The sequence below is a fragment of the Ruegeria sp. CDSB022 genome, from assembly GCF_059611145.1.
Genome location: NZ_JBXWOZ010000001.1, coordinates 56,395 through 79,986 on the forward strand (window position 1 = coordinate 56,395; position 23,592 = coordinate 79,986).

The 23,592-nt window shown below is 58.7% G+C and carries 21 protein-coding genes and 1 riboswitch; of the genes, 6 read left to right on the plus strand and 15 right to left on the minus strand.

Annotated features, from left to right (window positions below; genetic code table 11):
• Window positions 1-7: 7 nt before the first annotated feature.
• From cobF to cbiE, 6 genes are read right to left on the minus strand one after another with little or no spacing between them, the layout of a single operon-like run.
• The gene (gene cobF / locus AC2FIZ_RS00275; protein WP_496790406.1) at window positions 8-751 is read right to left on the minus strand and encodes a precorrin-6A synthase (deacetylating); all 744 of its coding nucleotides are present in this window, start codon (window positions 749-751) and stop codon (window positions 8-10) included.
• A complete protein-coding gene (gene cobA, locus AC2FIZ_RS00280) occupies window positions 744-1,472 on the minus strand; it encodes a uroporphyrinogen-III C-methyltransferase (RefSeq protein ID WP_142632880.1) in 729 nt (242 codons plus the stop codon). The genes cobF and cobA overlap by 8 nt, the downstream gene beginning before the upstream one ends.
• Complete coding sequence (locus tag AC2FIZ_RS00285; protein WP_496790407.1) at window positions 1,469-2,791, minus strand: cobyrinic acid a,c-diamide synthase CobB; 1,323 nt, start codon at window positions 2,789-2,791, stop codon at window positions 1,469-1,471. Before AC2FIZ_RS00285 ends, cobA begins: the two co-directional genes overlap by 4 nt.
• Window positions 2,778-3,572: a precorrin-4 C(11)-methyltransferase gene (gene cobM / locus AC2FIZ_RS00290; protein ID WP_281971823.1), complete on the minus strand. Its 795-nt coding sequence runs from the start codon at window positions 3,570-3,572 to the stop codon at window positions 2,778-2,780. The genes AC2FIZ_RS00285 and cobM overlap by 14 nt, the downstream gene beginning before the upstream one ends.
• On the minus strand, window positions 3,569-3,937 hold the full coding sequence (locus AC2FIZ_RS00295) for a cobalamin biosynthesis protein (protein ID WP_142635069.1): 369 nt from the start codon (window positions 3,935-3,937) through the stop codon (window positions 3,569-3,571). Before AC2FIZ_RS00295 ends, cobM begins: the two co-directional genes overlap by 4 nt.
• Complete coding sequence (gene cbiE, locus AC2FIZ_RS00300) at window positions 3,934-5,133, minus strand: precorrin-6y C5,15-methyltransferase (decarboxylating) subunit CbiE (RefSeq protein WP_281971824.1); 1,200 nt, start codon at window positions 5,131-5,133, stop codon at window positions 3,934-3,936. The genes AC2FIZ_RS00295 and cbiE overlap by 4 nt, the downstream gene beginning before the upstream one ends.
• Between cbiE and AC2FIZ_RS00305 the strand changes: the two genes are divergently transcribed.
• Complete coding sequence (locus AC2FIZ_RS00305; RefSeq protein ID WP_142632888.1) at window positions 5,132-5,881, plus strand: cobalt-precorrin-6A reductase; 750 nt, start codon at window positions 5,132-5,134, stop codon at window positions 5,879-5,881. The two genes, cbiE and AC2FIZ_RS00305, sit on opposite strands and share 2 nt — an antisense overlap.
• On the opposite strand, the gene cobJ is transcribed toward AC2FIZ_RS00305, so the two are convergent.
• The 7 genes from cobJ to AC2FIZ_RS00340 are packed head-to-tail and all read right to left on the minus strand — an operon-like array spanning window position 5,854 to window position 13,810.
• On the minus strand, window positions 5,854-6,606 hold the full coding sequence (cobJ, locus tag AC2FIZ_RS00310; protein ID WP_496790409.1) for a precorrin-3B C(17)-methyltransferase: 753 nt from the start codon (window positions 6,604-6,606) through the stop codon (window positions 5,854-5,856). The two genes, AC2FIZ_RS00305 and cobJ, sit on opposite strands and share 28 nt — an antisense overlap.
• On the minus strand, window positions 6,603-7,331 hold the full coding sequence (locus AC2FIZ_RS00315; RefSeq protein ID WP_281994384.1) for a precorrin-2 C(20)-methyltransferase: 729 nt from the start codon (window positions 7,329-7,331) through the stop codon (window positions 6,603-6,605). Before AC2FIZ_RS00315 ends, cobJ begins: the two co-directional genes overlap by 4 nt.
• Entirely contained in the window at window positions 7,328-7,957 is a 630-nt protein-coding gene (locus tag AC2FIZ_RS00320; RefSeq protein ID WP_281971825.1) for a precorrin-8X methylmutase, read from the minus strand. Before AC2FIZ_RS00320 ends, AC2FIZ_RS00315 begins: the two co-directional genes overlap by 4 nt.
• Window positions 7,957-9,084 carry a precorrin-3B synthase gene (gene cobG, locus AC2FIZ_RS00325; RefSeq protein WP_281971826.1) on the minus strand — a complete coding sequence of 376 codons (1,128 nt, stop codon included), beginning with the start codon at window positions 9,082-9,084 and terminating at the stop codon, window positions 7,957-7,959. Before cobG ends, AC2FIZ_RS00320 begins: the two co-directional genes overlap by 1 nt.
• Window positions 9,081-12,374, minus strand: coding sequence for a cobaltochelatase subunit CobN (gene cobN / locus AC2FIZ_RS00330; RefSeq protein ID WP_496790410.1), 3,294 nt, complete (start codon window positions 12,372-12,374; stop codon window positions 9,081-9,083). Before cobN ends, cobG begins: the two co-directional genes overlap by 4 nt.
• 3 nt (window positions 12,375-12,377) lie before the next feature.
• Window positions 12,378-13,433: a cobalamin biosynthesis protein CobW gene (gene cobW / locus AC2FIZ_RS00335; RefSeq protein WP_142632900.1), complete on the minus strand. Its 1,056-nt coding sequence runs from the start codon at window positions 13,431-13,433 to the stop codon at window positions 12,378-12,380.
• Window positions 13,434-13,435: 2 nt separating this feature from the next.
• Window positions 13,436-13,810 carry a DUF1636 family protein gene (locus AC2FIZ_RS00340; protein WP_142632902.1) on the minus strand — a complete coding sequence of 125 codons (375 nt, stop codon included), beginning with the start codon at window positions 13,808-13,810 and terminating at the stop codon, window positions 13,436-13,438.
• Between the two features lie 94 nt (window positions 13,811-13,904).
• Window positions 13,905-14,111: riboswitch (cobalamin riboswitch) on the minus strand.
• 1,191 nt (window positions 14,112-15,302) lie between these two features.
• On the opposite strand from AC2FIZ_RS00340, the gene AC2FIZ_RS00345 reads away from it, so the two are divergent.
• From AC2FIZ_RS00345 to AC2FIZ_RS00355, 3 genes are all read left to right on the plus strand, one after another.
• Window positions 15,303-15,689: a hypothetical protein gene (locus tag AC2FIZ_RS00345; protein WP_496790412.1), complete on the plus strand. Its 387-nt coding sequence runs from the start codon at window positions 15,303-15,305 to the stop codon at window positions 15,687-15,689.
• Between the two features lie 97 nt (window positions 15,690-15,786).
• Window positions 15,787-16,032: a helix-turn-helix domain-containing protein gene (locus AC2FIZ_RS00350; RefSeq protein ID WP_036560649.1), complete on the plus strand. Its 246-nt coding sequence runs from the start codon at window positions 15,787-15,789 to the stop codon at window positions 16,030-16,032.
• Complete coding sequence (locus AC2FIZ_RS00355) at window positions 16,032-17,324, plus strand: type II toxin-antitoxin system HipA family toxin (RefSeq protein ID WP_496790414.1); 1,293 nt, start codon at window positions 16,032-16,034, stop codon at window positions 17,322-17,324. The genes AC2FIZ_RS00350 and AC2FIZ_RS00355 overlap by 1 nt, the downstream gene beginning before the upstream one ends.
• Window positions 17,325-17,983: 659 nt before the next feature.
• Here the strand turns inward: AC2FIZ_RS00355 and cls are convergent.
• Window positions 17,984-19,459: a cardiolipin synthase gene (cls, locus tag AC2FIZ_RS00360; RefSeq protein WP_281994991.1), complete on the minus strand. Its 1,476-nt coding sequence runs from the start codon at window positions 19,457-19,459 to the stop codon at window positions 17,984-17,986.
• Window positions 19,460-19,746: 287 nt separating this feature from the next.
• Here cls and AC2FIZ_RS00365 point away from each other — a divergent pair, with 287 nt between their 5' ends.
• Window positions 19,747-20,577 carry a YihY/virulence factor BrkB family protein gene (locus AC2FIZ_RS00365; RefSeq protein ID WP_281994387.1) on the plus strand — a complete coding sequence of 277 codons (831 nt, stop codon included), beginning with the start codon at window positions 19,747-19,749 and terminating at the stop codon, window positions 20,575-20,577.
• Between the two features lie 100 nt (window positions 20,578-20,677).
• Here the strand turns inward: AC2FIZ_RS00365 and AC2FIZ_RS00370 are convergent, their stop codons facing one another.
• Window positions 20,678-21,676, minus strand: coding sequence for an AraC family transcriptional regulator (locus AC2FIZ_RS00370; RefSeq protein WP_496790415.1), 999 nt, complete (start codon window positions 21,674-21,676; stop codon window positions 20,678-20,680).
• 303 nt (window positions 21,677-21,979) lie between these two features.
• Between AC2FIZ_RS00370 and AC2FIZ_RS00375 the strand changes: the two genes are divergently transcribed.
• The gene (locus AC2FIZ_RS00375; RefSeq protein WP_281994389.1) at window positions 21,980-23,569 is read left to right on the plus strand and encodes an arylsulfatase; all 1,590 of its coding nucleotides are present in this window, start codon (window positions 21,980-21,982) and stop codon (window positions 23,567-23,569) included.
• Window positions 23,570-23,592 lie beyond the last annotated feature (23 nt).

Below are 23,592 nucleotides of genomic sequence, written 5' to 3' on the forward strand. Positions count from 1 at the left end.
TATTGTGTCAGATTATGCGCTTTTTCAGCAAATAAATATCCATGATCCAACCATGGTCGGCACGGGCAAGGGCGCGGCGGTCCAGAATCTGCTGCGCAACCTCGGCCAAAGGGCCTTTGATCAGGATTTCCTCTTTCATGCCGACATATGCGCCCCACCAAATGTCCAAGTCTTGCATGTCCAGGTTTTGGAATGAACATTCGCCATCTAGCATCACCGCCACGTTTTCTGCGGTATCCGGCCATCCTTCGTCCCGGATGCGACGACCAGTTGTTACGATATAGGGCGCGCCCAGTTCGTTGATCGGAATCGCATGGGCCGCCGTCAGCGCTTGCAGCGCGGTGATGCCGGGAATCACCCGTGTTTCTGGCTGAGGGGTCAAACGTGCCGCGATTCGCAGCGAACTGTCATACAGCGACGGATCCCCCCAGATCAGCAGCGCCACATGGCGGGCCTTCGGGTGGGCTGCGATGGCCTCCTGCCAGCGCAATGCAATCGCGTCGTGCCATTCGTCCACTCCGCGTAAATAGCCATCATCGGCACGGCGTTTAGGAATGTCGAAATACGCGATTTGCGGAGGAGTATCCGCGACCTGAGCGATGATCTGCTCGCGCAGCCCTGCCAGATCGGCCTTGTTTTCGCCCTTGCGGGGGATCAGGATCAGGTCCGCCGAGCGGATCGCCTGCGCCCCTTGAAATGTCACATGATCCGGGTTGCCGGTGCCAATACCGATCAGCGTCAGGTCAATCATTTTCGAACTCTGCCAGAGGTCCATACAGGATCAGGGCCGGGGCGGTGCCGATCTCGGTTTCCAACTGCTGCGACAAGGCACCGATGGTCGAGCGTTGCAGTTTTTGCTCGGGGGTCGAGACGGACTCGGCCATCAAAGCAGGTGTGTCCAGCGGTAGGCCGTGGGAATGCAGGGCGCCAACCAAAAGGGGAAAGGTGCGCTTGCCCATAAACACGACGGTCGTAGCCTGTGGATCAGCCAGTGCTGCCAGGTTCAGATCTTCGGGCAGTTTGCCACTGACATCGTGGCCGGTGACGAATTGCACGCGCCGCGCGGTCAGTCGCCGGGTCAGCGGAATGCCCGCCGCTGCCGCCGCCGCTACCGCCGAGGGGATGCCGGGGATGATTTCATAGTCGATCCCGGCCTCTTGCAGGGCCACCAGTTCTTCTTCAAGCCGGCCGAACATGCCGCCATCACCGGATTTCAGCCGCACAACATGCTGACCGGTTTGTGCATATTCGACCAACAAGCGGCTGACGTGATCCTGCTTGGGCGAGGGGCGCCCGGCGCGTTTGCCGACACCAACCAGATCAGCATCCTCACGCGCGTGGCTCAGGATCGGGCCACTGCTGAGGTCATCAAACAGCACCGCATCGGCTTTCTGCATCCTGTCTACCGCCTTCAGTGTCAGCAATTCCGGGTCGCCGGGGCCTGAACCGATGAAGGACACAAAACCACTCATGCCGAGGCCTCGGCGATCAGATGAAAGAATGTCCCGGTGACATTGTTTCGCACCGATCCGGTTTGCGGGCCTTCCGCGCCTTCGGCGTCGAACACGCGCGCCAGCGGGGCGTCAGGCTGTTCGATGATCGAGGAATAGTGGAACTCATGCCCGCGTAGCGCTGTGCCTTCGGCAAATCCGGCCATTGGGGCCAATAATTCCGCCTTGCGATAACCCAGGTTGAACTTGCGCTTTTCATAGGAGGTCACAAGGCCCAGAAGGCCCGCCATTTCGTGCCGGTCTCCCTCTTTGTCGATCAACGCCTGACCCAGCGCCATGTAGCCCCCGCATTCGCCATGCACAGGTCTTGTCTCGGCATGTTTGCGCAGCCCAGTCTGGAAGGTGTTGGCGGCGGCCAATGTGCCTGCGTGCAACTCGGGATACCCACCCGGCAGCCAGACCAGATCGGCATCCGGGGCAGGGGCTTCATTCGCCAGTGGTGAAAACGGTAGGATTTCTGCACCCGCCGTGCGCCAGCCTTCCAGCAAATGCGGATAGGTGAACGAAAACGCAGCATCCCGGGCCAGTGCGATCCGCTGCGCCGGAGGGCGCGGCGGCACGGCTGACGATGGCCTATCTGGGCTTGAGGAAGCCGCCCGCTTGATCGCCTCCAGATCGACATGTTCACGCAGGAACGCAGCATAGCCGACAATAGCGCTTTCCAGATCGGGATGTTCCACTGCCTGGATCAAACCTAAGTGCCGCTCGGGAAGTGTCAGGTCTCCGCGTCGTGGCAGAACGCCCAGAACCGGCAGGCCTGCACGTTCCATACCCAACCGGGTCAGACGCTCGTGGCGCGGGCTGGCGCAGCGGTTCAAAATTACCCCGGCAAAGGGCAGGTCGGGGTTGTACATCCGAAACCCCAGCGCCGTGGCTGCAGCTGATTGCGCCTGACCGCCGACATCCAGAACCAACACCACAGGCCAGCCCATACGCTGCGCGGTTTCCGCGCTAGAACCATGGCCAATCTCACCGGGTTTGGCGACACCGTCGAACAGACCCATCGATCCTTCGGCTACGACGATATCCGCGCCGTCAGCCTGTGCCGATATTGCGTTCAGCAGAGGATCGCCCATCGCCCAGCTGTCCAGATTGAACGAGGCGCGCCCAGCCGCCGCCCGGTGAAAGGCCGGGTCGATATAGTCAGGGCCGCTTTTGAATGGTTGGACGGTCAGGCCATCCTCGGCCAGCGCACGCAGCAGGCCCAGCATCACGGTGGTCTTGCCAGTCCCCGAAGACGGTGCCGAAATCAGAATGCCCGGAGGGTTAGTCATCACCATGGCTCCAGCTTGACCAAGGGCTGTCCGCGCTTTGCGGGCGATACCGGCGGTCGTAATCCTTAGAATACAGGCAGCTTTCGTCAAACCCTTCACCAGCCAGTGCTGGACCCACCATGATCAGCGCTGTGCGTGAGATGCTCTCGTCCAGCGTGTCTTTCAGCGTCGCCAGCGTCGCACGGATGATCCGCTCATCGGGCCAGCTGGCACGGTAGACCACGGCCACCGGGCATTCGGCGCCATAGGCCGGGGTCAGATCGGCGATAACAGTGTCCAGATTGCCGATCGACAGGTGGATGGCCAGCGTCGCCCCGGTACGCGCAAAATTCGCCAACGTCTCGCCCTCGGGCATCGACGATGCGCGTCCCGGTGTCCGGGTCAGGACCACTGATTGCGCAAGTCCGGGCAGGGTCAGTTCCGTGCCCAATGATGCAGCCGCAGCGGCAAAAGACGGCACGCCGGGGGTCACGCTGACCGGGATGCCCAATTCCTTGAGGCGGCGGATTTGTTCGCCCATCGCCGACCAGACCGACAGGTCGCCGGAATGCAGTCGCGCAACATCCAGACCGGCCTGATGTGCGGTCTCGATCTCGGCCATGATTTGATCCAGATCCATCGCCGCCGTGTTCACGATCTTGGCGTCGTCGGGGCAATGGTCCAGAATTTCCTCTGGCACCAGCGAACCCGCATATAGGCAGACCGGGCAAGCGGCGATGATATCGCGCCCCCGTAAGGTCAGCAGGTCGGCGGCACCCGGTCCGGCGCCAATGAAATGAACGGTCATGTCTGTCCTCCGATGGCGATGGCGCAGGTGGCCAGCCGGTCGTCTGAAATCTGTCTGGGTGAGATCAGCCGCGCACCAGTTCCGGCGGCGGCAAGGGCGGATGCTTCGGCGACGCTGCCGGTGCCATAGGTGGCGCGGCTGCGGGTCGAGCAGGTGAGGGTGCGCTGCCCGGCCAGATCGGCGGGGGCAATGAAATGCAGCGGCAGGGCAATGGTCGAGGCAAAATCTGTCAGCGCGGCGTGACCTTCCTTGTCGGCAACTGTGGCCAGCGCGTCCACAGCGTGGCCGGCACTCGCCTGATCATAGGCGGCGCGCAGGCTGTCCAGCGTAGCGGTCGAGGAAAATCCGATGCCTGCGACGATCATAACGTGACGCTCCATTGCACCACCGGATAGGCCGATTTCCAACCGCGCCGTGGCCCCAGGGCCGAAGCCTGTGCCAATTCGATCCGCAGCAGCTCACCGCCCAGCATATCCTGCCATTGCGCCAGCAGCGCTTCGCTCTCCAGCGTCACCGCGTTGGCCACCAGCCGCGTGCCGGAGGGCAGGGTTGTATGCAGCCATTGCAACAGCTCACTGCTCAGCCCGCCGCCAATGAACACGACATCGGGTAGGGGCAGGCCGTTCAGCGCATCCGGGGCGGTGCCGTGCACCACCTGCAGCCGGTCTTGACCCAGCGCGTCGGCATTTCGGCGAATGCGCTCGGCGCGGTCTTCGCGGGGTTCGATCGTTGTGGCGCTGAGCGTTGGATCACACATCAGCCATTCGATGCTGATTGACCCGGTGCCGCCGCCAATGTCCCACAGATGCTCGTCCCGCTGCGGGGCCAGCGCCGAAAGGGTCAGCGCACGGATAGGGCGTTTGGTGATCTGGCCGTCGGTCTCAAAAATCTCATCCGGTTTGCCAGAGGCGCGCGGAAAGGCCTGCCCGCCGCCAGCAACCTCGAGCCCGACGCAGACCGGGTGATCGAACCCACCCAGCAGCGCCTCGGTCAGCGAGACACTGCGCGCCCGTTCGCGCGGGCCACCCAAGGCCTCCATCACGTGCAGATGTGTGTCGGCAAAACCAGTGTCGGTCAGATAGGTGGCCAGCTCGGTCACGGCCTTGCCATCGCGCAATAGCAGAATCGCGCGCAGGCCGGGGGCCAGATGGGGGCGCAGGCGGGTCAGCGGGGCTGCATGCAGACCAAATGTCTGCGTGCTTTCCAGCGGCCAACCCAACCGCGCAGCGGCCAGCGAAAAAGTGGATTGGCCGGGTAGGGCGGCCCATTCCCCGGCTTCGAAATTCCGCGCGATCACGGATCCGGCGCCGAACCAGAACGGATCACCCGAGGCCAGAACCACGGTTGATTGTCCGCGAAAACCGGTCAGGATCGGCAGACCATCGGCAAAGGGCACAGGCCATTCCACCTGCTGGGCTCCGAAATCGGGAACCAAGGACAGGTGTCGCGGTGGCCCCATGATGATTTCAGCGCGTTCCAGCACTTGACGGCTTGCGGGGGGCAAGCCATCCAGTCCATCTTCGCCCAAACCCAAAACGGTCAGCCACGGAGCTTCAGACATGTCCAACCTCCTGATATTGGGCGGCACGACCGAGGCCAACGCGCTGGCAAAAGCCATTGCCGACCGGGGTATTCCCGCGACCTACTCCTATGCAGGACGCGTGGACAACCCGCGCCCGCAAGCCCTGCCGGTGCGTGTTGGTGGGTTCGGTGGGGCCGAAGGGCTGGTGAAATATATCCATGACCACAGCATAAGCCACGTTATCGACGCGACCCACCCGTTTGCTGCCGGGATGAGCCGTAACGCGATTGAGGCCTGCCATGCGGCGCAGATTCCACTTGTTGCGCTGACACGGCCCGAATGGGCACCGCAGCCCGGTGACACCTGGCTGCGCGTCCCGGATATCGCCGCAGCGGTGGCCGCTTTGTCCGGTAATCCGCAGCGCGTGTTTCTTGCGGTCGGGCGCATGCATCTCGAAGATTTCGTCAGCCAGCCCCAGCACCATTACCTGTTGCGGCTGGTGGATGAACCCGATGTCCTGCCCTTGCCGAATTGCGAGGTTGTCGTGGCGCGCGGACCCTTTGCCGAGGCTGATGACCGGGCGTTGATGCAGCGCCACGGCACGCAGCTGGTGGTATCCAAGAACGCGGGCGGCGCCGGCGCGCGCGCCAAGCTGGACGCCGCGCGGGCTCTGGACATACCGGTGTTGATGATCGACCGTCCAGCCCTGCCGCAGCGGCTGGAACTGTCGAGCGTTCCGCAGGTTCTGGACTGGCTGGCTCATTCCGGGGTGAACCTCGGCGTATAGACGATCGGGTCACCGGCGCGTTCTATCACGCGGGTCAGCGATGAGCCGACGATGACAACGGTCTGCATATCGGCCATATCAGGCGTGGCCTCGACCAAGGTTGAAATCCGGATTGCCTCATCCGCCCGGCTGACAGCGCGGGCGAACAGGATCAGCCGCTCGGGTTCACATTCTTCGCGCAGGATTTCCAGAGTTTTGACAAAGCCTTCGGGGCGGGATTTCGAGCGGGGGTTGTAAAACGCCATCGCGAAATCCGCTTGCGCGGCCAGACGCAGGCGCTTCTCAATCAGAGGCCAAGGTTTGAGGTTGTCACTCAGGTTGATGGTGCAGAAATCATGCCCCAGCGGGGCACCAGCGCGGGCGGAGGCCGCAAGCATCGCAGTGATCCCGGGCAGCACCTCAACCGGTAGGTCGCGCCATTCACGGGGGCCGTTTTCCAGCGCTTCGAACACCGCTGCTGCCATGGCAAATACGCCCGGATCGCCCGAGGATACGACCACTACGCGCTTCCCTTCGGCCGCCATTTGCAACGCATGCTGAGAGCGGTCGATCTCAACCTGGTTGTCGCTGGCATGCAGAGTCAGGCCGGGGCGTTCGGCGATGCGCGCGACGTAAGGAATGTAGCCGACGACATCCGTCGCCTCAGCCAGCGCAGCGGATACTTCGGGCGTCACCAAAGCCTCGTTTCCTGGCCCGAGTCCTGCTATCTTGACCCAACCGCTCATGGCCGCCGCCCTTGTCCGTGAACGATGATGATCGAGAAATACGGAGTGATCCCCTCGCAATTTTCCGACAATTTGCACACGCGTTGATTGGGCATCTGAGCGTATTCCACGATCCAAGCACGGTCATACAAACCGGCCGTCTTCAGGGCCCGCTTCACTTTGTCTATATTGCGCCCGATCTTCATCACTACCAGCGCGTCGGTTTGGGCCATTCGGTGGGCCAGATCGTCTTCGGGCAATGTGCCGACCAGCACGGTCAATACGTCGTCTCCCCAGGTGATGGGGTCGCCGGTTGCGGTCCACGCGCCGGACATACCGGTGATCGCAGGCACGACTTCAACTTCAGCTTCGCCGCGTAGTCGATTGTAAAGATGCATGAATGATCCGTAGAAGAACGGATCACCCTCGCACAGGACCACCACGTCTTCGCCCTGATCCGACAATGTCTTCAGATGCGCGGCACAATCTTCATAAAACGCCGAGAGCAGCTCATTGTACCGCGGATCACTCAATGGAATTTCTGTGGTCACGGGGTATTCCATCGGGAATTCCACCGCGCCTTCGGGGATCATGCCATTGACGATCTTGCGCGCCTGACCACTGTGACCCGGTTTGCGGAAAAAGGCCACGTGACGGGCAGTGCGCAGTAGGCGGTCAGCCCGGACGCTCATAAGGTCCGGATCGCCTGGGCCGAGGCCCACGCCGTATATCTTGCCCGCGTTCATTCGGCGCGGCTCGCGATGGCGTTGATGGCTGCGACTGTGATGGCACTGCCGCCGAGGCGGCCCTTGACGATGCAGGACGGCACAGGCTGCGCCTCCCACAGAGCGTCTTTAGATTCGACCGCACCGACAAAGCCCACCGGGCAGCCGATGATGGCCGCAGGGCGCGGGCAGTCGGGGTCTTCCAGCATGTTCAGCAGGTGGAACAGCGCGGTGGGCGCATTACCGATGGCCACCACGGCGCCTTGCAGATGCGGGCGCCACAACTCCAGCGCAGCGGCGGACCGGGTGTTGCTCATCTCGGCAGCCAGCGGACGCACACGTTCGTCGTGCAGGGTGCAGATCACCTCGTTATCGGCGGGCAGGCGGAACCGGGTGACACCCTCGCTGACCATGCGGGCGTCGCACAGGATCGGTGCGCCGTCTTCCACCGCGGCACGGGCCGAGGTCACAAAACCGGGTGAGAAATGCACGAACTCTTCCAACCCCACCATACCTGCCGCGTGGATCATCCGAACGGCGACCTGTTCCTCATCGGCGTCGAACCGTGCCAGATCGGCCTCGGACCGGATGGTGGCAAAGCTTTGTTTGTAGATCGCCGCGCCGTCGGTTTCGTATTCATAGGGCATCAGGAGAAGTCCATGGTCATAAGTGTTTCGGGGCTTAACCCGCGCAGGTTTGGCTCATCTCCCGCGCGGCCTTGTTTGACAAGATCAAATCGACCATCGTGGCCGACCAGGGTGACATCAGCTGGTCTCATGCGCGCGCATCCTTTGGCACAGCCCGAGACATGCAAGTGGCCGGGAATACGCGAGGCAAGCGCGCGGGCGATATCGTGGGTCTCCACCTGCGCCTGCGGGCAGAGCGGGGCGCCGGGGCAGGCGTCAGTGGTCATCAGCGGGTCGGTGCCATCGGTGACGAACGCTGGGGCGGGTATCGCCGCCCCGCCTTCCATCAGGAACAGCCGCCAAGGGGTGACCCGCAGCGCAGAGGCACCGCAGGTCTCAATCAGCCCCGCAAGCCCGCGCGCTGGCAACTGACCGAACGCGGCTCCGTAAAACGCACCCAGTTCCACGATGCCCGGTTCAGGCAGAGCGCCAACATCACCCGGTGCGCTGCCTTGGCATTCTGACGGCAAATCCTGTGACGCAACCACGCGGGCCATGCGCCGGGCCTCGGGAGTGTGGTGATCCGCGAACCATTCGGCCAGCGCGATCAGGTGGTCGATGGCGATTTTTTCGGTCACGCGACGCCCTGTTTCGGCCCCATCAGCGCGTAGGATCAGCCCGTCGGGGCCTGTCTCCAGCCGGATATCCGCCGAATCCCCGACCAACAGGCGATTTGGTCCGGTGTCGATGGCAAACCCAAACTTGGCTGGTAGCGACGGCAATTCACCCAACCGGTCGATCAGTTCCTGCGTCAGTCGTGCGGTAAGATCGCCGGATTGGTAGAGCGGCGTCACCAGAATATTGCGCCGCACCTCGATACCCGGTTCCGCATCCAAAAGGTTCAGCGCAGCGAGTTCTTCTAGCAAAGGTTGGTGATCGGCCTCGGCCACACCGCGCAGTTGCAGATTGGCCCGGTTGGTCAGGTCAATGGTGCCATTGCCGAACCGGTCGGCAAGTTCGCACAGGCCTAACATCTGCGCTGCCTCAAGGCGCGCCAACCGCGGCCGAACCCGCACGACCAACCCGTCCCCCGACATCATCGGGCGATGGGCGCCGGGGCACCAGCCCTGAACGATCGGTGCACTCATCCCAACCCCTCCAGATCGGCTCGGATCGAGTTTCGGCGCGTGTTCCACAGGCCAGCCTCGAGCAGCGCACGGAACCGATCCTGCATGGCCTGATGCGCCTGTGGGTTCTTCTCTTGCAGAAAGGCATCAACCTCGGCGTTACCCAGTGTGGCATCGTGGTAGATGTCAAACAGATGCGGTGCAACGGTTCCCGATAGATGGGCAAAGCTTGCCATATGATCCAGCGTTGCCGCGATCTCGGCGGCGCCGCGGAATCCGTGCCGTTGCATTCCTGCGATCCAGTCAGGATTAGCCGCGCGCGCGTGGACAACGCGGCTGATTTCCTCAGAGAGGGTTCGGGCGCGGGGGGTGTCTGGGTTGGTATTGTCCAGATGGTACAGCTGCGCAGTACCGCCAGTGACTTTCTTGGCGGCGGCAAAACCGGCCTCATGCGTGGCATAGTCATTGGCCAACAGCAGATCGGTTTCGGTCAGGTCCTGAAGGTGAACAAAGCTATCGGCGTGGGCAACGCGTTGGGTAATACCATCGACATCCCGTGCAATTTGCTCGCCCTCAAGCGCAAAGGAACTGGCATCCAGCCAAGCCTGACCGGCCTGTGTGCGCGCTTCGTCCGTATAGATTTCGGATAGCTGCGTCATGTTCAGGCCATAGCTGCCGGGGGCGGGGCCATAGACACGGGCGGCCGGTGCCTGCCCGGCATATGGGTTCCAGTCTGCTGCCTCGTCCCGTTCACACAATGCTCGCACTGCCTGGCCATACAGCGCAGAAAGCGTCGGGAATACATCGCGGAACAGGCCCGAGACACGCAAGGTCACGTCTAGCCGTGGACGGCTGAGATCAGTGATTGGCAGCACCTCGATACCGGAAACCCGCTCCGACCCCTTGTCCCAAACCGGTTTCACACCCAGTAGGTGAAGCGCCATGGCGAATTCTTCACCCGCAGTGCGCATCGTGGCCGAGCCCCAGAGGTCGACAATCAGCCCCTTGGGGTAATCGCCTTCTTCCTGCAGATGCCGTCGCACTAGTTCCTCGGCCAGTTTGACACCTTGGGTATAGGCCGCGCGTGTTGGAACCGAACGCGGATCGGTGGTGTAAAGATTTCGCCCTGTCGGCAGCACGTCCGAGCGCCCGCGATAGGGTGAGCCAGACGGGCCAGCCTCGATCCGTTTCCCGGCCAGTGCGTCCAAAAGTGATTGACGTTCCGCATGCGCTGAAGGCGTGGCATCAAAATTGCCGGTCACTTCGGGGACGCGGCCAAAGACGTGCAAGCCGTCGCCGAACTGGCTTTCTTTGATGTCGCAGACAAATCGGTCGATACGGGTGATCGCTTCGGCGGTACAGGTTGCCTGATCCAGACCCAGATCGCTTTCCAGACCAATGGCCTGCGCCTCATCCCGTATGTCTTCTTGTAGTCGGTCGCGGCGTTTGGGGTCCAGCCCGTCGGCGTTCGAGAATTCGTCCAGCAGGGATTCCAGCCGCACCATACGGTCCGGCGTGTCACTTGTTCGCATCGGGGGCGGGATATGGCCCAGTGTAACCGCGCCGATCCGGCGCTTGGCCTGTGCGGCCTCGCCGGGGTCATTGACGATAAAGGGGTAGATCACCGGCAGATCTCGGACCAACGCCTCAGGCCAGCAGTTTTGGGACAGGGCGACCGATTTGCCTGGCAGCCATTCCAACGTGCCATGCGCGCCGATATGGATCAGCGCGTCCGCGCCATGCCCCTTACGCAGCCAGAGATAGAAGGCAACATAGCTGTGGCGCGGGGTGCGCGAAAGATCGTGATAGTCGTCATCGCGCAGCTCGGGCGTGCCGCGTTCCGGTTGCAGCGCGATCAGTGTCTTGCCCCGGTTCAAGGCGGTAAAGTGGAACGCACCATCGGCAAAAACCGGGTCGTCCTCAGGCTTGCCCCAAATGGATTGCAGATCCGTTTGCAACTGTTCCGGCAAGTCTGCCAGCGCGGTCTGATAGGCCGCGAGCGGCCAAGCCAGTCGCGCATCCAAAAGCGTCTCGGCTATCGGTTCGCCGGGTGCTGTATCATAGCCTTCAGCCTGCAGATCGGACAGCATCGCCTCGGCCGAGGCCAACGCATCCAGGCCAACCGCATGGGCCATCTGCCAGTCCTTGCCGGGATAAGTCGACAGCACCAACGCTGGAACCTGATCTGGCTTGGGTTTGTCGCTTAGGCGCAGCCAGCCGTCCACCCGGTCTATGATCGCCTCAACCCGTTCCGGCTCGGGGCGGTGGGCAAAACGGGAATATTCCAGATACGGGTCGCGCTTGCCCGGTTCCTTGAACGAAGCGATGCCCGCCGAAATGCGGCCATCCACCTCGGGCAGGACCACATGCATTGCGAGGTCGGCGGGGGACAGCCCGCGTTCCGCATCGACCCAAGCCTTGCGGCGTGCGGTGGACAAGGCGACCTGAAATACCGGCACATTGGCGGCGTCCAGCGGGGACGTTCCCGAGGCGCCTTTGCCCGAAAAGGAGGTGGCGTTGATGATTGCCGAGGGGGCCAGCGCTACGACCTGTTCGCGCAGCCAGTCAGCGGCGGTAGGGGCTTTGAGCGACGGCGCAAATAGGCCAACAGCCTGAAACCCACGCGCACGCAGGCGGTGGATCAAGGCCGCGACCGGGGCAGTGTCTGCCGAGGTCAGATAGGCGCGATAGAAGGTCACGAGGATGCGCTTGGCATCACCGGTGAATGCGGTATCCGCCGGGATCACACCGCGATCCGGGCACCATACGCCACATTCCGGGATCGTCTTGGCCCCCATCACCGGGCCAGAATAAAGCCCCGCGGCCAGCGCCATTTGCGCCAGCGCAGCCTGCGCTGCGACCTCACCGCCTGTGTCGCAAAGATGCGCCAGCCGCCGCAGGGTTGAAACGGGCAGGGTAGAATAGTCATCCAGGCGCGTATCTTCACGTCCATCCGCCGGCAGGACTGCCACAGCGATGCCTTTGGCGTGGGCCAGTGCCAGAACCTGCTGCAATCCGTAGGACCAGTAGGGCACGCCACCGATCAGGCGGATCAGAATGCCTTTGGCGCCCTCCAGCGTCTGCTCGACATAGGTGTCGACAGAAAGCGGGTGCTTCAGCGCCGTTAGATTGGCCAGCCGCAGGGTCGGCATCCGACCTTCGGGTCCGCCACCACGATGCCAGCCTGCCGCGAAAGCGCCAAGGTCACTGTCGGAAAAGGACAGCACCACCAGATCCGCCGGGCTCTGGCCCAGATCGGTTGGGGTCTCCGTTTCCTCTAACCCATGGCTTTCGCGGAAGACGACGTGCATGGCTTACTCGGCGGCCTCGGTCACACCCACGAGGATTTCGCGGATTTCAGCCTCTTTGATGTCGTCATGCTCGGCGATGACCACCAGACGCGAGCGACGCTCTTCACCTGGCTCCCACGGGCGGTCGTACTGATGACGCACACGGGCCCCGACTGCCTGCACCAAAAGGCGCATGGGTTTGCCGGTAACAGCGGCATAGCCTTTGACCCGCAGGATGTTCAGTTCATTCGCCAGACGTTCGATATTGGCGACCAGCTGGGCCGGATCGGTCTGTTCCGGCAGCTCGACAATGATGCTTTCGAAATCATCATGCTCGTGATCGTGGTGGCCATCGTGATGGCTGGGACGTGCCTCCATGTCATCTTCGGCAGCGGCCTCAAGCCCCAGCACAACACGTACATCCACAGCGCCTTCGGCCACTTCGACCACGGGCAGCGGGCGCGGAGCCTCTGCCGCGATGATTTCCTTGGCCTTGGCGACCCCCTCGGGGCCAGCAAGATCAGGCTTGGTCAGCAGAATGATGTCGGCGCAGGAGATCTGGTCCTCGAACACCTCGGATAGCGGCGTTTCGTGATCAATCGAGTCATCGGCCAGGCGCTGGGCATCCACCGCAGCGACATTCGGGGCAAAGCGACCGGCGGCCACAGCTTCGGCATCGGCCAGAGCAATTACGCCATCCACGGTGATTTTCGAGCGGATATCCGGCCAGTCGAACGCTTTCAGCAGCGGCTTGGGCAGGGCCAAGCCAGAGGTTTCGATCAGAATGTGATCGGGGCGCGGCTCTAGCGCCATCAGCGCCTCGATGGTCGGGATGAAATCATCTGCCACGGTGCAGCAGATGCATCCATTGGCCAATTCCATGATGTTTTCCGCCGGGCAATCGGGGATCGCGCAGGATTTGAGGATATCGCCATCGACGCCAACATCTCCAAACTCGTTGACCACAATGGCCAGGCGCTTGCCCTGCGGGTTCTGCATCAGATGACGCACGAGCGTGGTCTTGCCCGAGCCCAGAAAGCCGGTGATCACAGTGACGGGCAGTTTTTCGAGATTGCTCATATCTAAGCTCCAATCGGGGGAATGCGGGCCGCACAGTTTTTGCGGAAATGTTCAGGACGTTCGCGCCATTTAACGAGGCCATCTTGGGTCGCGAGATATTTGGTCGCGCCTTCAACAATGGTCTCGACATGATCGGTTTCATCGAGATGCTCATAGACAAAGGTCCAACGTTTGGGTCCGCCACGCAGCACAATCGAGCAGCCCTGATCGCAATTTGAAAGGCATTCTACTGCCTTCAAAGTGACGCCATCAGGAAGTTCTGCCTGCTCCAACGCCTTGTGCAGCAACGCCCCAGGACGATCTGCATCATTCTCGACGGGCAGGCCGCGGCGGCAGGTCGTGCACACCAGCAGTTCAACAGGTGTGGTCTCGGTCATGTCTCTCATCCCCCCAAATCCTCTTCGCGGGGGACGGGGTTTCATGCGGGCCACGTATTGCGACATGGGCCCGACACCGGATCACCCCGTCCGGTTTCAACTTCGGATGTTGGCAGGTCTCCCGGCTTGCGGATGTCAGAGGCTGGCCTCTGGCAGATGTCCCGCCTTCCCGGCCTGTCTGGCCAGTGGCTTTGGGCACCCTCTCCGGTCACGGTCGCGGGGGCGGCTGCGTTTGACGGTTGACCGCTGACGCATTCCCTTTTCATCTGCATGTGCAGACACCAACGGATGGGACATGCGGCACGGGCAGGGGGCTTGTCAAGCGCGGCAGACGCACGGAAATCATCGAGAATGGAAAAGCGACCTGCCAATGCCTGTCAGCGGCATGTTTGGTCAGCCATATGTAAAATGACCGCAGGCGAATTTGGGCTTTGCGCCTCGAAGATATCCAGACGAAAGGATTCGCGGGCCCGTTACTTCAAAGGGCATATCGCGTGGAATCGATAGAGCGGTCAAATTTACCGGCCGAGCCAGTGAGTTCACCGCCTTCTGATCAATCCGGTGTCAAGCTTCACTCAGCAGAGCACTGCCGTAGCGAGACGGCGTGTCGCAGGCTCGAAAAAACCGAATGCGAAGCAACTGTTTGAAAGTATTGGAGGCGAGTACCGGACCCGCTACCATTTTTCTAAGCCATTGAATAACCCGGATTATCGGGGAAGAGGTTGGCTTGTGTGTCTCACTTTGTGTCGCACAACGTGCAAATCGTTGTGAATAATGTCAATAGCCAACCCTTGTTCCCTGCATTCTGATAAACCTCACCACATAACGTCAATAACACGGCCATCGCTGTGCTGGCATACTCCCACGCCCCCTATAGACGTAAAGCCAGAACTGTCCGCGTAGTTCATATCGCATCGCATAGTTGAGCCCTTGTCTCCAAACATCACAGCGACGAGGTTACCGGTGGTTGTAGAGGTGAAAACGGGGACTGTTGTCCCATTGGCAAAGCCAACCCCAGAACCGCTGCTTGCATTGGCATACACGGCTTGCCCTTTAAAGTGTTCACCATCAATGGTTGTCTCATAGTAGTCTCGATCCATGCCTTGCTCATATTGGAATTGAACGCGGGTACCCTCGCCACGCACAACTCCTTGCATCGTTCCCCCACATGCTGCGAGCGTAGTCAGTGAGCATATTGCTGCGATCCTAGGTAAGTACTTCATAGTGCTGCCTGCTTTAATGGTTAGTATGTTTATTCTTACACTTTGGATGCAAAGTATCAAAGTTTTACTTCGGATGCTGCATCAATGTGCAAAAGCGGGGCTGATTACTTATAAGTGGTAGGTCTAAGTAGACACGGAATACCTGCAAAAAGTGCGAAGGGGTACGGGGTTCACGGTGGACCCCAAACCATCCTAAAACCATCCATAAACCACCTACGCGCAGGCGCGAGGTGGCGGAAGAGGTTGAAGATCTGGAATCTGAGAAGATCTTGGCAGTCTATCCCGAGGACAGGATCCGAGACCGGCGGACTACTCTGCGCCTGATCGCAGCAGCTGTGAAGGCCGGAGTGAAGCCCGATGATCTGAGGCAGGCGGTCAAAGCCTATGCCAAGGAAAGCGAGGGCTACACGCGCAGCAAGGTCTGTTTCTCAGACAACTGGTTCAAGATGCGCCGGTGGGAGAAGGGACTGGCCCAGATCCAGGCCGACCGCGAGAAGGCGCGAGAGGCCGAAGCCAAAGGTCGTGCAAGCCTCGCCGAATGGATCCACGAGCGCCATCCCCTGTGCCGCCATATCACGAACCGCCAGATCGAGGACTTGATCGCGTCAAAGCTGGTGACGCCCGAGCAGGTTCGTGCTGCGGGGCTGCAGGCATAAGTGCGACTCGAGTGATACGCTGTAGCGTAAAAAGCGGATATTTACGTTGCAGCGTAAGTTGTTTTCATTTACGCTGTGCCGTAAAAGGAGCCACATCATGGACCTCACAGCACGAACGGCCGAGCAGATCGGCGAGGCACTCCGCCGGACGCGCAAGGCGCGCGGCTGGACCCAAAGCGATATTAGCGCGCGCACGAATTTGCGCGTCGCGACGATTTCGTCGCTCGAGAATGGCGACGCGGGAACCAAGCTCGCCACAGTGCTCGCTGTCATGGCGGCACTTGGACTTGAGTTTCGCTTGGTGGAGCGCGGTGGCTCGCTAGAGATTGAGGATATCTTCTGATGGCGAAACGCGGGCGTAGCGGCACGATGAAGGTGCTTCTGAATGGAAAGCTGGTGGGGGCTTTGCGTCTCGCTGGTTCAGGCGCAATCAGCTTCACCTATGATCCGGACTGGCTGTCGTGGGAACATGCCATGCCCATCTCGTTATCACTGCCTTTGCGCGAAGAGGCGCACCAAGGCGGCCCTGTCATTGCCTACCTCGAAAACCTGCTTCCGGACAATCAGGCGATACGTGAGCGCGTCGCTGCCCGGGTGCGTGCGGGCGGCACGGACGCGTGGCACATGCTGGAGAAGATCGGCCGCGATTGTGTGGGGGCCTTGCAGTTCGTTTCGGGTGAGATCCCCGAGGTTGGCACACTCGAGGGAGAGCCCGTTTCCGAGGCACAGATTGCGGATATGTTACGCAACCTCGCAAGTGCCCCCCTTGGCTTAGACGAGGAAGACGACTTCCGCATTTCTATCGCAGGGGCGCAGGAGAAAACGGCGCTGCTACGCCACGAGGGCGCGTGGATCCGTCCATCGGGGCTCACCCCAACAACCCATATCCTCAAGACGCAGCTTGGCGTTCTGCCCGCAGGGATCGATTTGTCTGACAGTGTTGAGAACGAATTTTTCTGCATGAACCTCTGTCGGGCCATGGGCATGGATGTGGCGGAAGTCGAGATTGCCGACTTCGAGGGCGTGCGGAGCCTTGTTGTGACCCGGTTCGATCGGCGCTGGACCAAAGATGGCCGGTTGATCCGCCTCCCGCAGGAAGACTTTTGCCAGGCGCTCACAGTTCCACCCAGCCAGAAATACCAAATGGATGGCGGGCCGGGGATCACTGAAGGGATCGGGTTGTTGACTGGTAGTGATGACCCTGAAGCAGATCAGCGTGCCTTCTTCCGCGCGCAGGTGCTGTTTTGGCTTTTGGGAGCGACGGACGGGCACGCCAAGAACTTCAGCATTGCATTGCGCCCTGGAGGTTTCCGCATGACCCCGCTTTATGATGTGCTGAGCGCCCAGAAAGCCGTGGATGACGGTCAAATCCGCCAGAACCGGATGCGCCTCGCGATGGCCGTCGACGGACACTACCGGATCAACGAGGTGGTGCCGCGGCATTTCCTGCAGGCTGCGAAGGCGGCAGGTTTTGGTGTGGCGCTGGCGGAAGAGGTCTTGTCGAACGTCGCGACAGAGCTTGAACCCGCCCTGGACAAAACACTAGCCGACCTGCCGGATGAGTTTCCACAACCATTGGCGGAAGCCATTGTTGCTGGCGTGCGACGTCGGGCGGCTGCCTTTCATGCCGTATGATCCGCAGATCATATTTACGCTTTATGAAAGGTAGATCATATTGAGCGGCAGGCGTGCCTTCGTGAAGTAACAAGTATGTAGGGCCGGTTTACGCCGCGATTGTGAGATCGCAGGGGCCCTATTCTACTTGATGCATCGGGTTTTCCATATTTGTGGGCGCCAAAGCGGACCTTTAGGTCGATTGCAGAGAATGCCGGGAAAGAGCCCATACCGGAAGTGGCACAGCTATAATACTCGCAAGTGCAGCAAGGCTACCAACAAAGGCGTCAGCCGCGATGCAGAGAGAAAACCGGCCGTTCGTTCACAGCGCAGCGAGTTTTTGGGTGCCGATGTCCAAGTTGCGGACCAAACCATCGTCAGCTGCACCGCAGCACTGGACCTCTAGTTGAGTGTCTAATTTGCTAACAGAGCGGGTATCGTTTTAATCACTGAAGCGGTTTTCAACCCTTGGACATAAGGAACTGTTTCATTGGTGTTCGGATACGGGGTCCGAACTTGCTCCGTAATCAGGATGAAATTTGGTTGCCTAAGGAACATTTCCTTCAACTCCCAACCCGAATACAGCGGGCTAGGTCGGGCCCTACTGAAAGTTTAAGCCCGCGTGTGCCAAGTGAAAATTCTTAGCCCGAAATCTCGACCTCACGAACAAATGGCCAAAGCTACAGCACAGGCGCGAACAGGCGGGCAATCGGGGCACCTACACGGATGCCCAAGGGTTGTTCGGCAAGGGTCTTGTTCAGCATCCAAGCTCGATGAAAGTCATTCTCAAGCATAGCAGCAGTTGCGGCCGCAGGACGGGAATCAAAGAAAGTTGCCATAGCCTCAAAATTCAACCGAAACGACCTATTGTCCAGGTTTGTCGTGCCAATGGCGGCAAAGTCGTCATCCACCAAAACCACTTTCTGATGCATGAAACCCGGTTTGTAACGCCAGACCTGCACTCCCGCCTCACGTATCTCATCAAAATAGGCAAACGCCGCCAGCCAAGGAATCTTGTGGTCTATTACCTCGGGCACAAGAATGCGCACATCTACGCCGCGCAGTGCAGCATGCTTCATCGCTGTCAGTACGTCGGTATCAGGAACGAAGTATGGCGATGCAATCCAGACTCTGTGTTTGGCTGCAGTGATGGCCGAGAAGAAGAAGAGCGCGCCAGTTTCCATTTCGTCACCGGGGCCGGTCGCAACAATCATTGCCGTCATGTCTTCGGTCGCATGAGGAGCTTCCCAATTCAGATCGTTAATAAGCACCTCATTGGTAGCCCAATGCCAGTCTTCGCCAAAAACCAGCTGTAGTTGAGACACAACTGGGCCCTTCAACTGGGCGTGAGTATCGCGCCAATCACCAAATTTCGGGTTAAGTCCCATGTATTCGTCGCCGACGTTCAGGCCGCCGGTGAATCCGACTTTTCCATCAACGATAACGGTCTTTCGATGATTGCGCAGATTGATGTGAAACCGGTTCTTGGGGCCTCGTGTTTTTTTGGGATCCACGACGTGTACACCAGCTTCCAGCAGGCGTTGATAGTAAGCTCTGGGCAGTTTGGCGCTGCCGACAGCATCAAACATAAGCCGTACGACGACGCCACGCGCCGCAGCGGCAATCAAGTGTTCTTGGAGGGCTTGTCCCAGCGCGTCATCGTTAATGATATAGAACTGAACGAGGACATAGGTTTCAGCAGCGTCAATGGCACAGAATATTGCGTCAAATGTGGCTTTCCCATCAACAAGCAATATCATGTTGTTACCACGAGCCGTGGGCATTTCTGATATTTTTTCAAAGGGTTGAACTGAAAGCTCAGGTGTTTTCACAGGCGCGTTGGCCATTTGGTAAGTCCGAAGACCTTCAATGACTTCTTCGCTATCGCGCCGGGCGATCAAATAGTTTTTGAATTTGTGGTGCCCCAAAAACAGGTACAGCGGCACGCCTAGGTATGGTGCAGTGATCAGGAACACGACCCACCCAACAGCGCCTTGGGATGTTCGGGCAGACGAGACGGCGCGCCAGGCGAACCAGAAGGCAACAATTTCCAGAAAAATCAGCGCCAGTATGATAATATTTGAGCCCATTGATATTCCTAATTTTCGGTTGTTTAAGCGGTCCTTGTTAACGGCTCCGGCTGCGTATTCGACCATTTGCACGGACTAATTGACAACAGATGAGGTCCATCTGCAAGGCAGCCCCTGAACATGGCTTTGCCGAAACTCGATAGTATGTGACCTTTCCCTGATCTTTGGCAGCAGACCCGTCCATGTTTCATTGTGTCGGCAAGTCATGGGTTACCATGAAGATAGACTCCTGAGTAGCTTCCGAAATCCGAATTCTCGGCTGGTGCGGAAAGACGTGAGAAAATCGCCTGTATCAATCTAGACTTTCGGCGTGCTAGTCGAAGCCGAAGGTCTAGGTTGAGAGGATCCGTAAAATGACGGCACGGCAAGCGGCGGGGGCACTCTGGACGGCTTTGGTCTGGTTCGATGCAAAGAACGGCTGGTCAAGAAGCAGTCATATTGCCATGTCCATGATGCTGGCCCTCTTTCCGTTTACAATCTTTGCGCTGTCGTTGACACAGGCGGCGTCGGTAGATTTTTCGACTTTGGATATAGTTGAGTTCATCTATGGGACATGGCCTGACAGCATCGCTGAACCCATCGTCAAAGAGGTGCGGGCCGTGTTGCAAGACAGCAGCGTCAAGGCGATGACCATTGGCGGCCTATTGGCGGTTTTCTTCGCCTCTAATGGGGTCGATGCAGTGCGCCAAGCCCTCACGGATGCGTATCGTGAGCACGATCCGCGGCCCCTTTGGAAATCGCGCGCATTGTGTGTCGTATTCGTTTTGAGCGGCTCAGCAATTTTGACCGTGGCCGCGGTTTTGACGTTTGCGGTACCTATTTATATCGATACTGTTGACCGCGGCGGGGAAGGCGAGGGAACCTATGATATCTTACGGCTGGGTGTCTCTTTTGGCTTGTTGATTTTTTCGGTCTTTGCCTGTCATTTATGGCTTCCTGGTCGCCATCACACACTGAAGCAGGTTTATCCGGGGGTTGTCCTAACGGTGGCACTTTGGATTTCTGCCGGAAAGGTATTTGCGATGTATGTCGCAAATTTTTCGTCTTACAGCGTCACCTATGCCGGCTTGGCCGGAGTAATGTCAGCCCTTGTATTCATGAACCTGATGGCGGTGATCTTTGTGATTGGAGCTGAGTTTAATGGCCGACTTATTGCAATTAAACAGTCCGACGCAGAGGCGTGAGAGGGCGAGGAAAACGTAGTGGGTTTCGGCGGATGGATCCTGTTCATCATGAACTGACATCGCAGGTGCGAACGAACGTCGAAGCTTGGGGAGCGCTGTTTTAGGAAAGAACTTTGCTCTTTGCATATGTCGAAGGCGCACAGCCTTCCCAGCCAACGAACGCTTCCGAAAAACTCTGTCGATGCTCGAAACCAATTGCATTTGCCGTATCATCAATGCTGGCCCCAGAGGAGAGCAGGCGACAGGCTTCTTTGTGGCGTTCAATCTTTTGGATATCCCTAAACGCGGTACCTTCATCTTTTAATTGAACCTGAAGAGTCCGAGGGCCTACTCCAAGTACCTGTGCGGTGTCAGACAGCGACCATGGCGCAATGCCAAATGACGCCTTGATCAAACCGGCGACTAGGTCTGCCCTGTTCACTTGAGGTGCTTGCATAAGTTTCTTGCCACGCAGATAGCGCGAAAGGATATCCGCTCGAACGCTGTCTGAACGGTGCATTTTCGCCCGAAGCAAGTCTTCGTGAAATTCGATATAGCCCTGATTTGAGTCTCTGACTGACTCAACTGCTGAATTATTCTGAAAATGCTCCGAAGAGGCGCCAGGATAAGCCACCGTGATCTGCGGATCGACTTCGCCGAGGGCCATCAGGACAACTTTTGTAAGCAGCCCTATTGTATACTGGATGTCCTGCTTGCCATCATGAGAATTCAACAACGTAAAGTACCAGATACGGCATTTCCCACGATACGTTCTGATCACGAGTTCGGAGTTGTTCTGAAAATAGCGAAGCGCCGTCGTAGCGGTTTGCAAGGCCTCCCAAAGCGTATCCGATGAGACGATTGCTCTGCCAAAAACGCCCAGTTCGCCCACATCCTGTTCAAGGCTGACGTGGAGAAAAAAGTCATTGTCTTCCGCCGAGCGAATAACGTCACTGATGCCTTTCAGATATTCATCGGCTCCGATGATCTGTTCCGCATCCGTAGGCAAACCGAGTGATCGAAGTATCCGTGCGAAGTGTCGCGGGTCTCCGGCAAGAATTGCTGCTGGCCCGTGAAACGCACCTGCTCTGATGGCAAAATCGTTGGTTTCTTCTGACATGCAAAGCCTCATTCAGCTGTCTGGTTCACACCTTGCTCTTATAATGCTCCAATTTGTCAAGGTCTTGGCAATGGTGTCTCGAAACCGACGGTTCGTTCGTCAGCCCTCACTCAAGGCATGAACAAAGCGACGCAAATGTTTCAAGAGGCAGTGTTCGAATATTAGTTTGTTAGATTCGCATTTTCCGACAAAGCGAAGTTTTCCATCACTTAAGTTCCACATGGTTCTTGGAGCAGATCAACTCAAATGTCGCGAAGTTTGGGTGTGAATGGCGCGGAACATCGAGATCATTTTGGAGGAAACATGCGACCTATTCTTTATTCGACAAAGACGGCGGTGACGGCGGTAATGTCAGCTGTCGCGCTCTTTGCTGCGGGCCCAGCGTTCGCTCAAGACAAGCCAAACATCCTAGTAATCTGGGGTGATGACATCGGTGTCCACAATATCAGCGCCTACAACCATGGGATCATGGGCTACAAGACTCCGAACATCGACCGCATAGCAAATGAAGGCGCGATGTTCACAGATGCGTATGCTCAACAGTCTTGCACCGCCGGGCGCGCCGCCTTCATGACCGGCCAACATCCTTTTCGCACTGGGCTACTGACGATCGGCATGCCCGGATCCGAGCACGGGATTCCAGATTGGACACCCACAATTGGCGATGTGATGAAAGAGCATGGCTACATGACTGCTCAACACGGCAAGAACCACTTTGGCGACCAGGATCGCCACCTGCCAACCAACCATGGCTTCGACGAGTTCTTTGGCAATCTGTACCACTTGAATGCCGAGGAAGAACCCGAAAGCTATTATTATCCCAAAGACCCTGCGTTCAGAGAGACGTTTGGTCCACGTGGCGTGATCAAGTCGACTGCTGATGGGAAAGTCGAAGATACAGGCCCAATGACGCGCAAGCGTATGGAAACAGCTGATGACGAATTTCTTGCGGCTTCCGTCGACTTCATCAAGCGAGCAAACGAACAAGAAAAGCCGTTTTTCCTATGGCATAATTCAACGCGAATGCATGTCTGGACCCATCTGAAAGATGAAGCTGTAGGGCGCACAGGCATTGGCCTCTACCCAGATGGCATGGCTGAGCATGATGACCAAGTGGGCGTTCTGCTCGATCTGCTGGATGAGCTTGGTATCGCGGAAAACACAATTATCATGTACTCGACCGATAACGGCGCCGAGACGATTTCCTGGCCTGATGGTGGTACGACGCCATTCCACGGTGAAAAGGGAACAACCTGGGAAGGTGGATTCCGCGTCCCGCTTATCGTGAAGTGGCCCGGCCTTATCGAGCCCGGAGAAAAGTTTAACGAGATTGTCAGCCATGAAGACTGGATGCCGACCTTTGCCACAGCGATCGGAGAGACCACGCTGGTTGAGGACCTCAAAGAGGGAAAAACGTTCAACGGCAAAGACTTCCGCGTCCATCTGGATGGTCATGATCTGACTGAATACCTGTCTGGTGAAACAGACGAGAGCCCACGTGACTCGATCTTCTATTTTGATCAGGGCGCAAATCTGAACGCCGTCCGTGTTCAGGACTTCAAGGCGCACTTTGCAACACTTGAAGGCGGAATCAACACCGCAGTTCGGCAGGTCCCTGCTTGGCCTCTCGTGGTTAATCTAAAGGCCGACCCGTACGAAAAGGCCGTGCATGAATCCGAGATGTATCTGCGTTGGTATGCCGAGAACACGATGTGGATCTTCGTCCCTATCCAAGCGAAAATCAAAGAGTTCCTTCTTTCGCTCAAGGGCTACCCATTCCAGCAAGGTTCAAGCTTGTCGGCAGCCGGGATCAACTATGACTTCCTGACCAAAGTGCAGGCACTTCAACGTCTGGAAAACCTGGAAACCATCATGCCCGGTGCTCGGCAATAACGCGGTCAAACATTGAGCCGCTG

Bases quoted from the DNA above. Each gene is read 5' to 3' on its own strand.
- AC2FIZ_RS00355 (WP_496790414.1), top strand. From the start codon at position 16,032: ATGGCGAAACGCGGGCGTAGCGGCACGATGAAGGTGCTTCTGAATGGA.
- AC2FIZ_RS00295 (WP_142635069.1), bottom strand. From the start codon at position 3,937: ATGATCGTCGCAGGCATCGGATTTTCCTCGACCGCTACGCTGGACAGC.
- AC2FIZ_RS00375 (WP_281994389.1), top strand. From the start codon at position 21,980: ATGCGACCTATTCTTTATTCGACAAAGACGGCGGTGACGGCGGTAATG.
- cobG (WP_281971826.1), bottom strand. From the start codon at position 9,084: ATGAGTGCACCGATCGTTCAGGGCTGGTGCCCCGGCGCCCATCGCCCG.
- AC2FIZ_RS00365 (WP_281994387.1), top strand. From the start codon at position 19,747: ATGACGGCACGGCAAGCGGCGGGGGCACTCTGGACGGCTTTGGTCTGG.
- AC2FIZ_RS00370 (WP_496790415.1), bottom strand. From the start codon at position 21,676: ATGTCAGAAGAAACCAACGATTTTGCCATCAGAGCAGGTGCGTTTCAC.
- cls (WP_281994991.1), bottom strand. From the start codon at position 19,459: ATGGTCGAATACGCAGCCGGAGCCGTTAACAAGGACCGCTTAAACAAC.
- cobA (WP_142632880.1), bottom strand. From the start codon at position 1,472: ATGAGTGGTTTTGTGTCCTTCATCGGTTCAGGCCCCGGCGACCCGGAA.
- cobM (WP_281971823.1), bottom strand. From the start codon at position 3,572: ATGACCGTTCATTTCATTGGCGCCGGACCGGGTGCCGCCGACCTGCTG.
- AC2FIZ_RS00350 (WP_036560649.1), top strand. From the start codon at position 15,787: ATGGACCTCACAGCACGAACGGCCGAGCAGATCGGCGAGGCACTCCGC.
- cobF (WP_496790406.1), bottom strand. From the start codon at position 751: ATGATTGACCTGACGCTGATCGGTATTGGCACCGGCAACCCGGATCAT.
- cobN (WP_496790410.1), bottom strand. From the start codon at position 12,374: ATGCACGTCGTCTTCCGCGAAAGCCATGGGTTAGAGGAAACGGAGACC.
- AC2FIZ_RS00305 (WP_142632888.1), top strand. From the start codon at position 5,132: ATGTCCAACCTCCTGATATTGGGCGGCACGACCGAGGCCAACGCGCTG.
- AC2FIZ_RS00340 (WP_142632902.1), bottom strand. From the start codon at position 13,810: ATGACCGAGACCACACCTGTTGAACTGCTGGTGTGCACGACCTGCCGC.
- AC2FIZ_RS00315 (WP_281994384.1), bottom strand. From the start codon at position 7,331: ATGAACGCGGGCAAGATATACGGCGTGGGCCTCGGCCCAGGCGATCCG.
- cobW (WP_142632900.1), bottom strand. From the start codon at position 13,433: ATGAGCAATCTCGAAAAACTGCCCGTCACTGTGATCACCGGCTTTCTG.
- cbiE (WP_281971824.1), bottom strand. From the start codon at position 5,133: ATGTCTGAAGCTCCGTGGCTGACCGTTTTGGGTTTGGGCGAAGATGGA.
- AC2FIZ_RS00285 (WP_496790407.1), bottom strand. From the start codon at position 2,791: ATGGTGATGACTAACCCTCCGGGCATTCTGATTTCGGCACCGTCTTCG.
- AC2FIZ_RS00320 (WP_281971825.1), bottom strand. From the start codon at position 7,957: ATGCCCTATGAATACGAAACCGACGGCGCGGCGATCTACAAACAAAGC.
- cobJ (WP_496790409.1), bottom strand. From the start codon at position 6,606: ATGAGCGGTTGGGTCAAGATAGCAGGACTCGGGCCAGGAAACGAGGCT.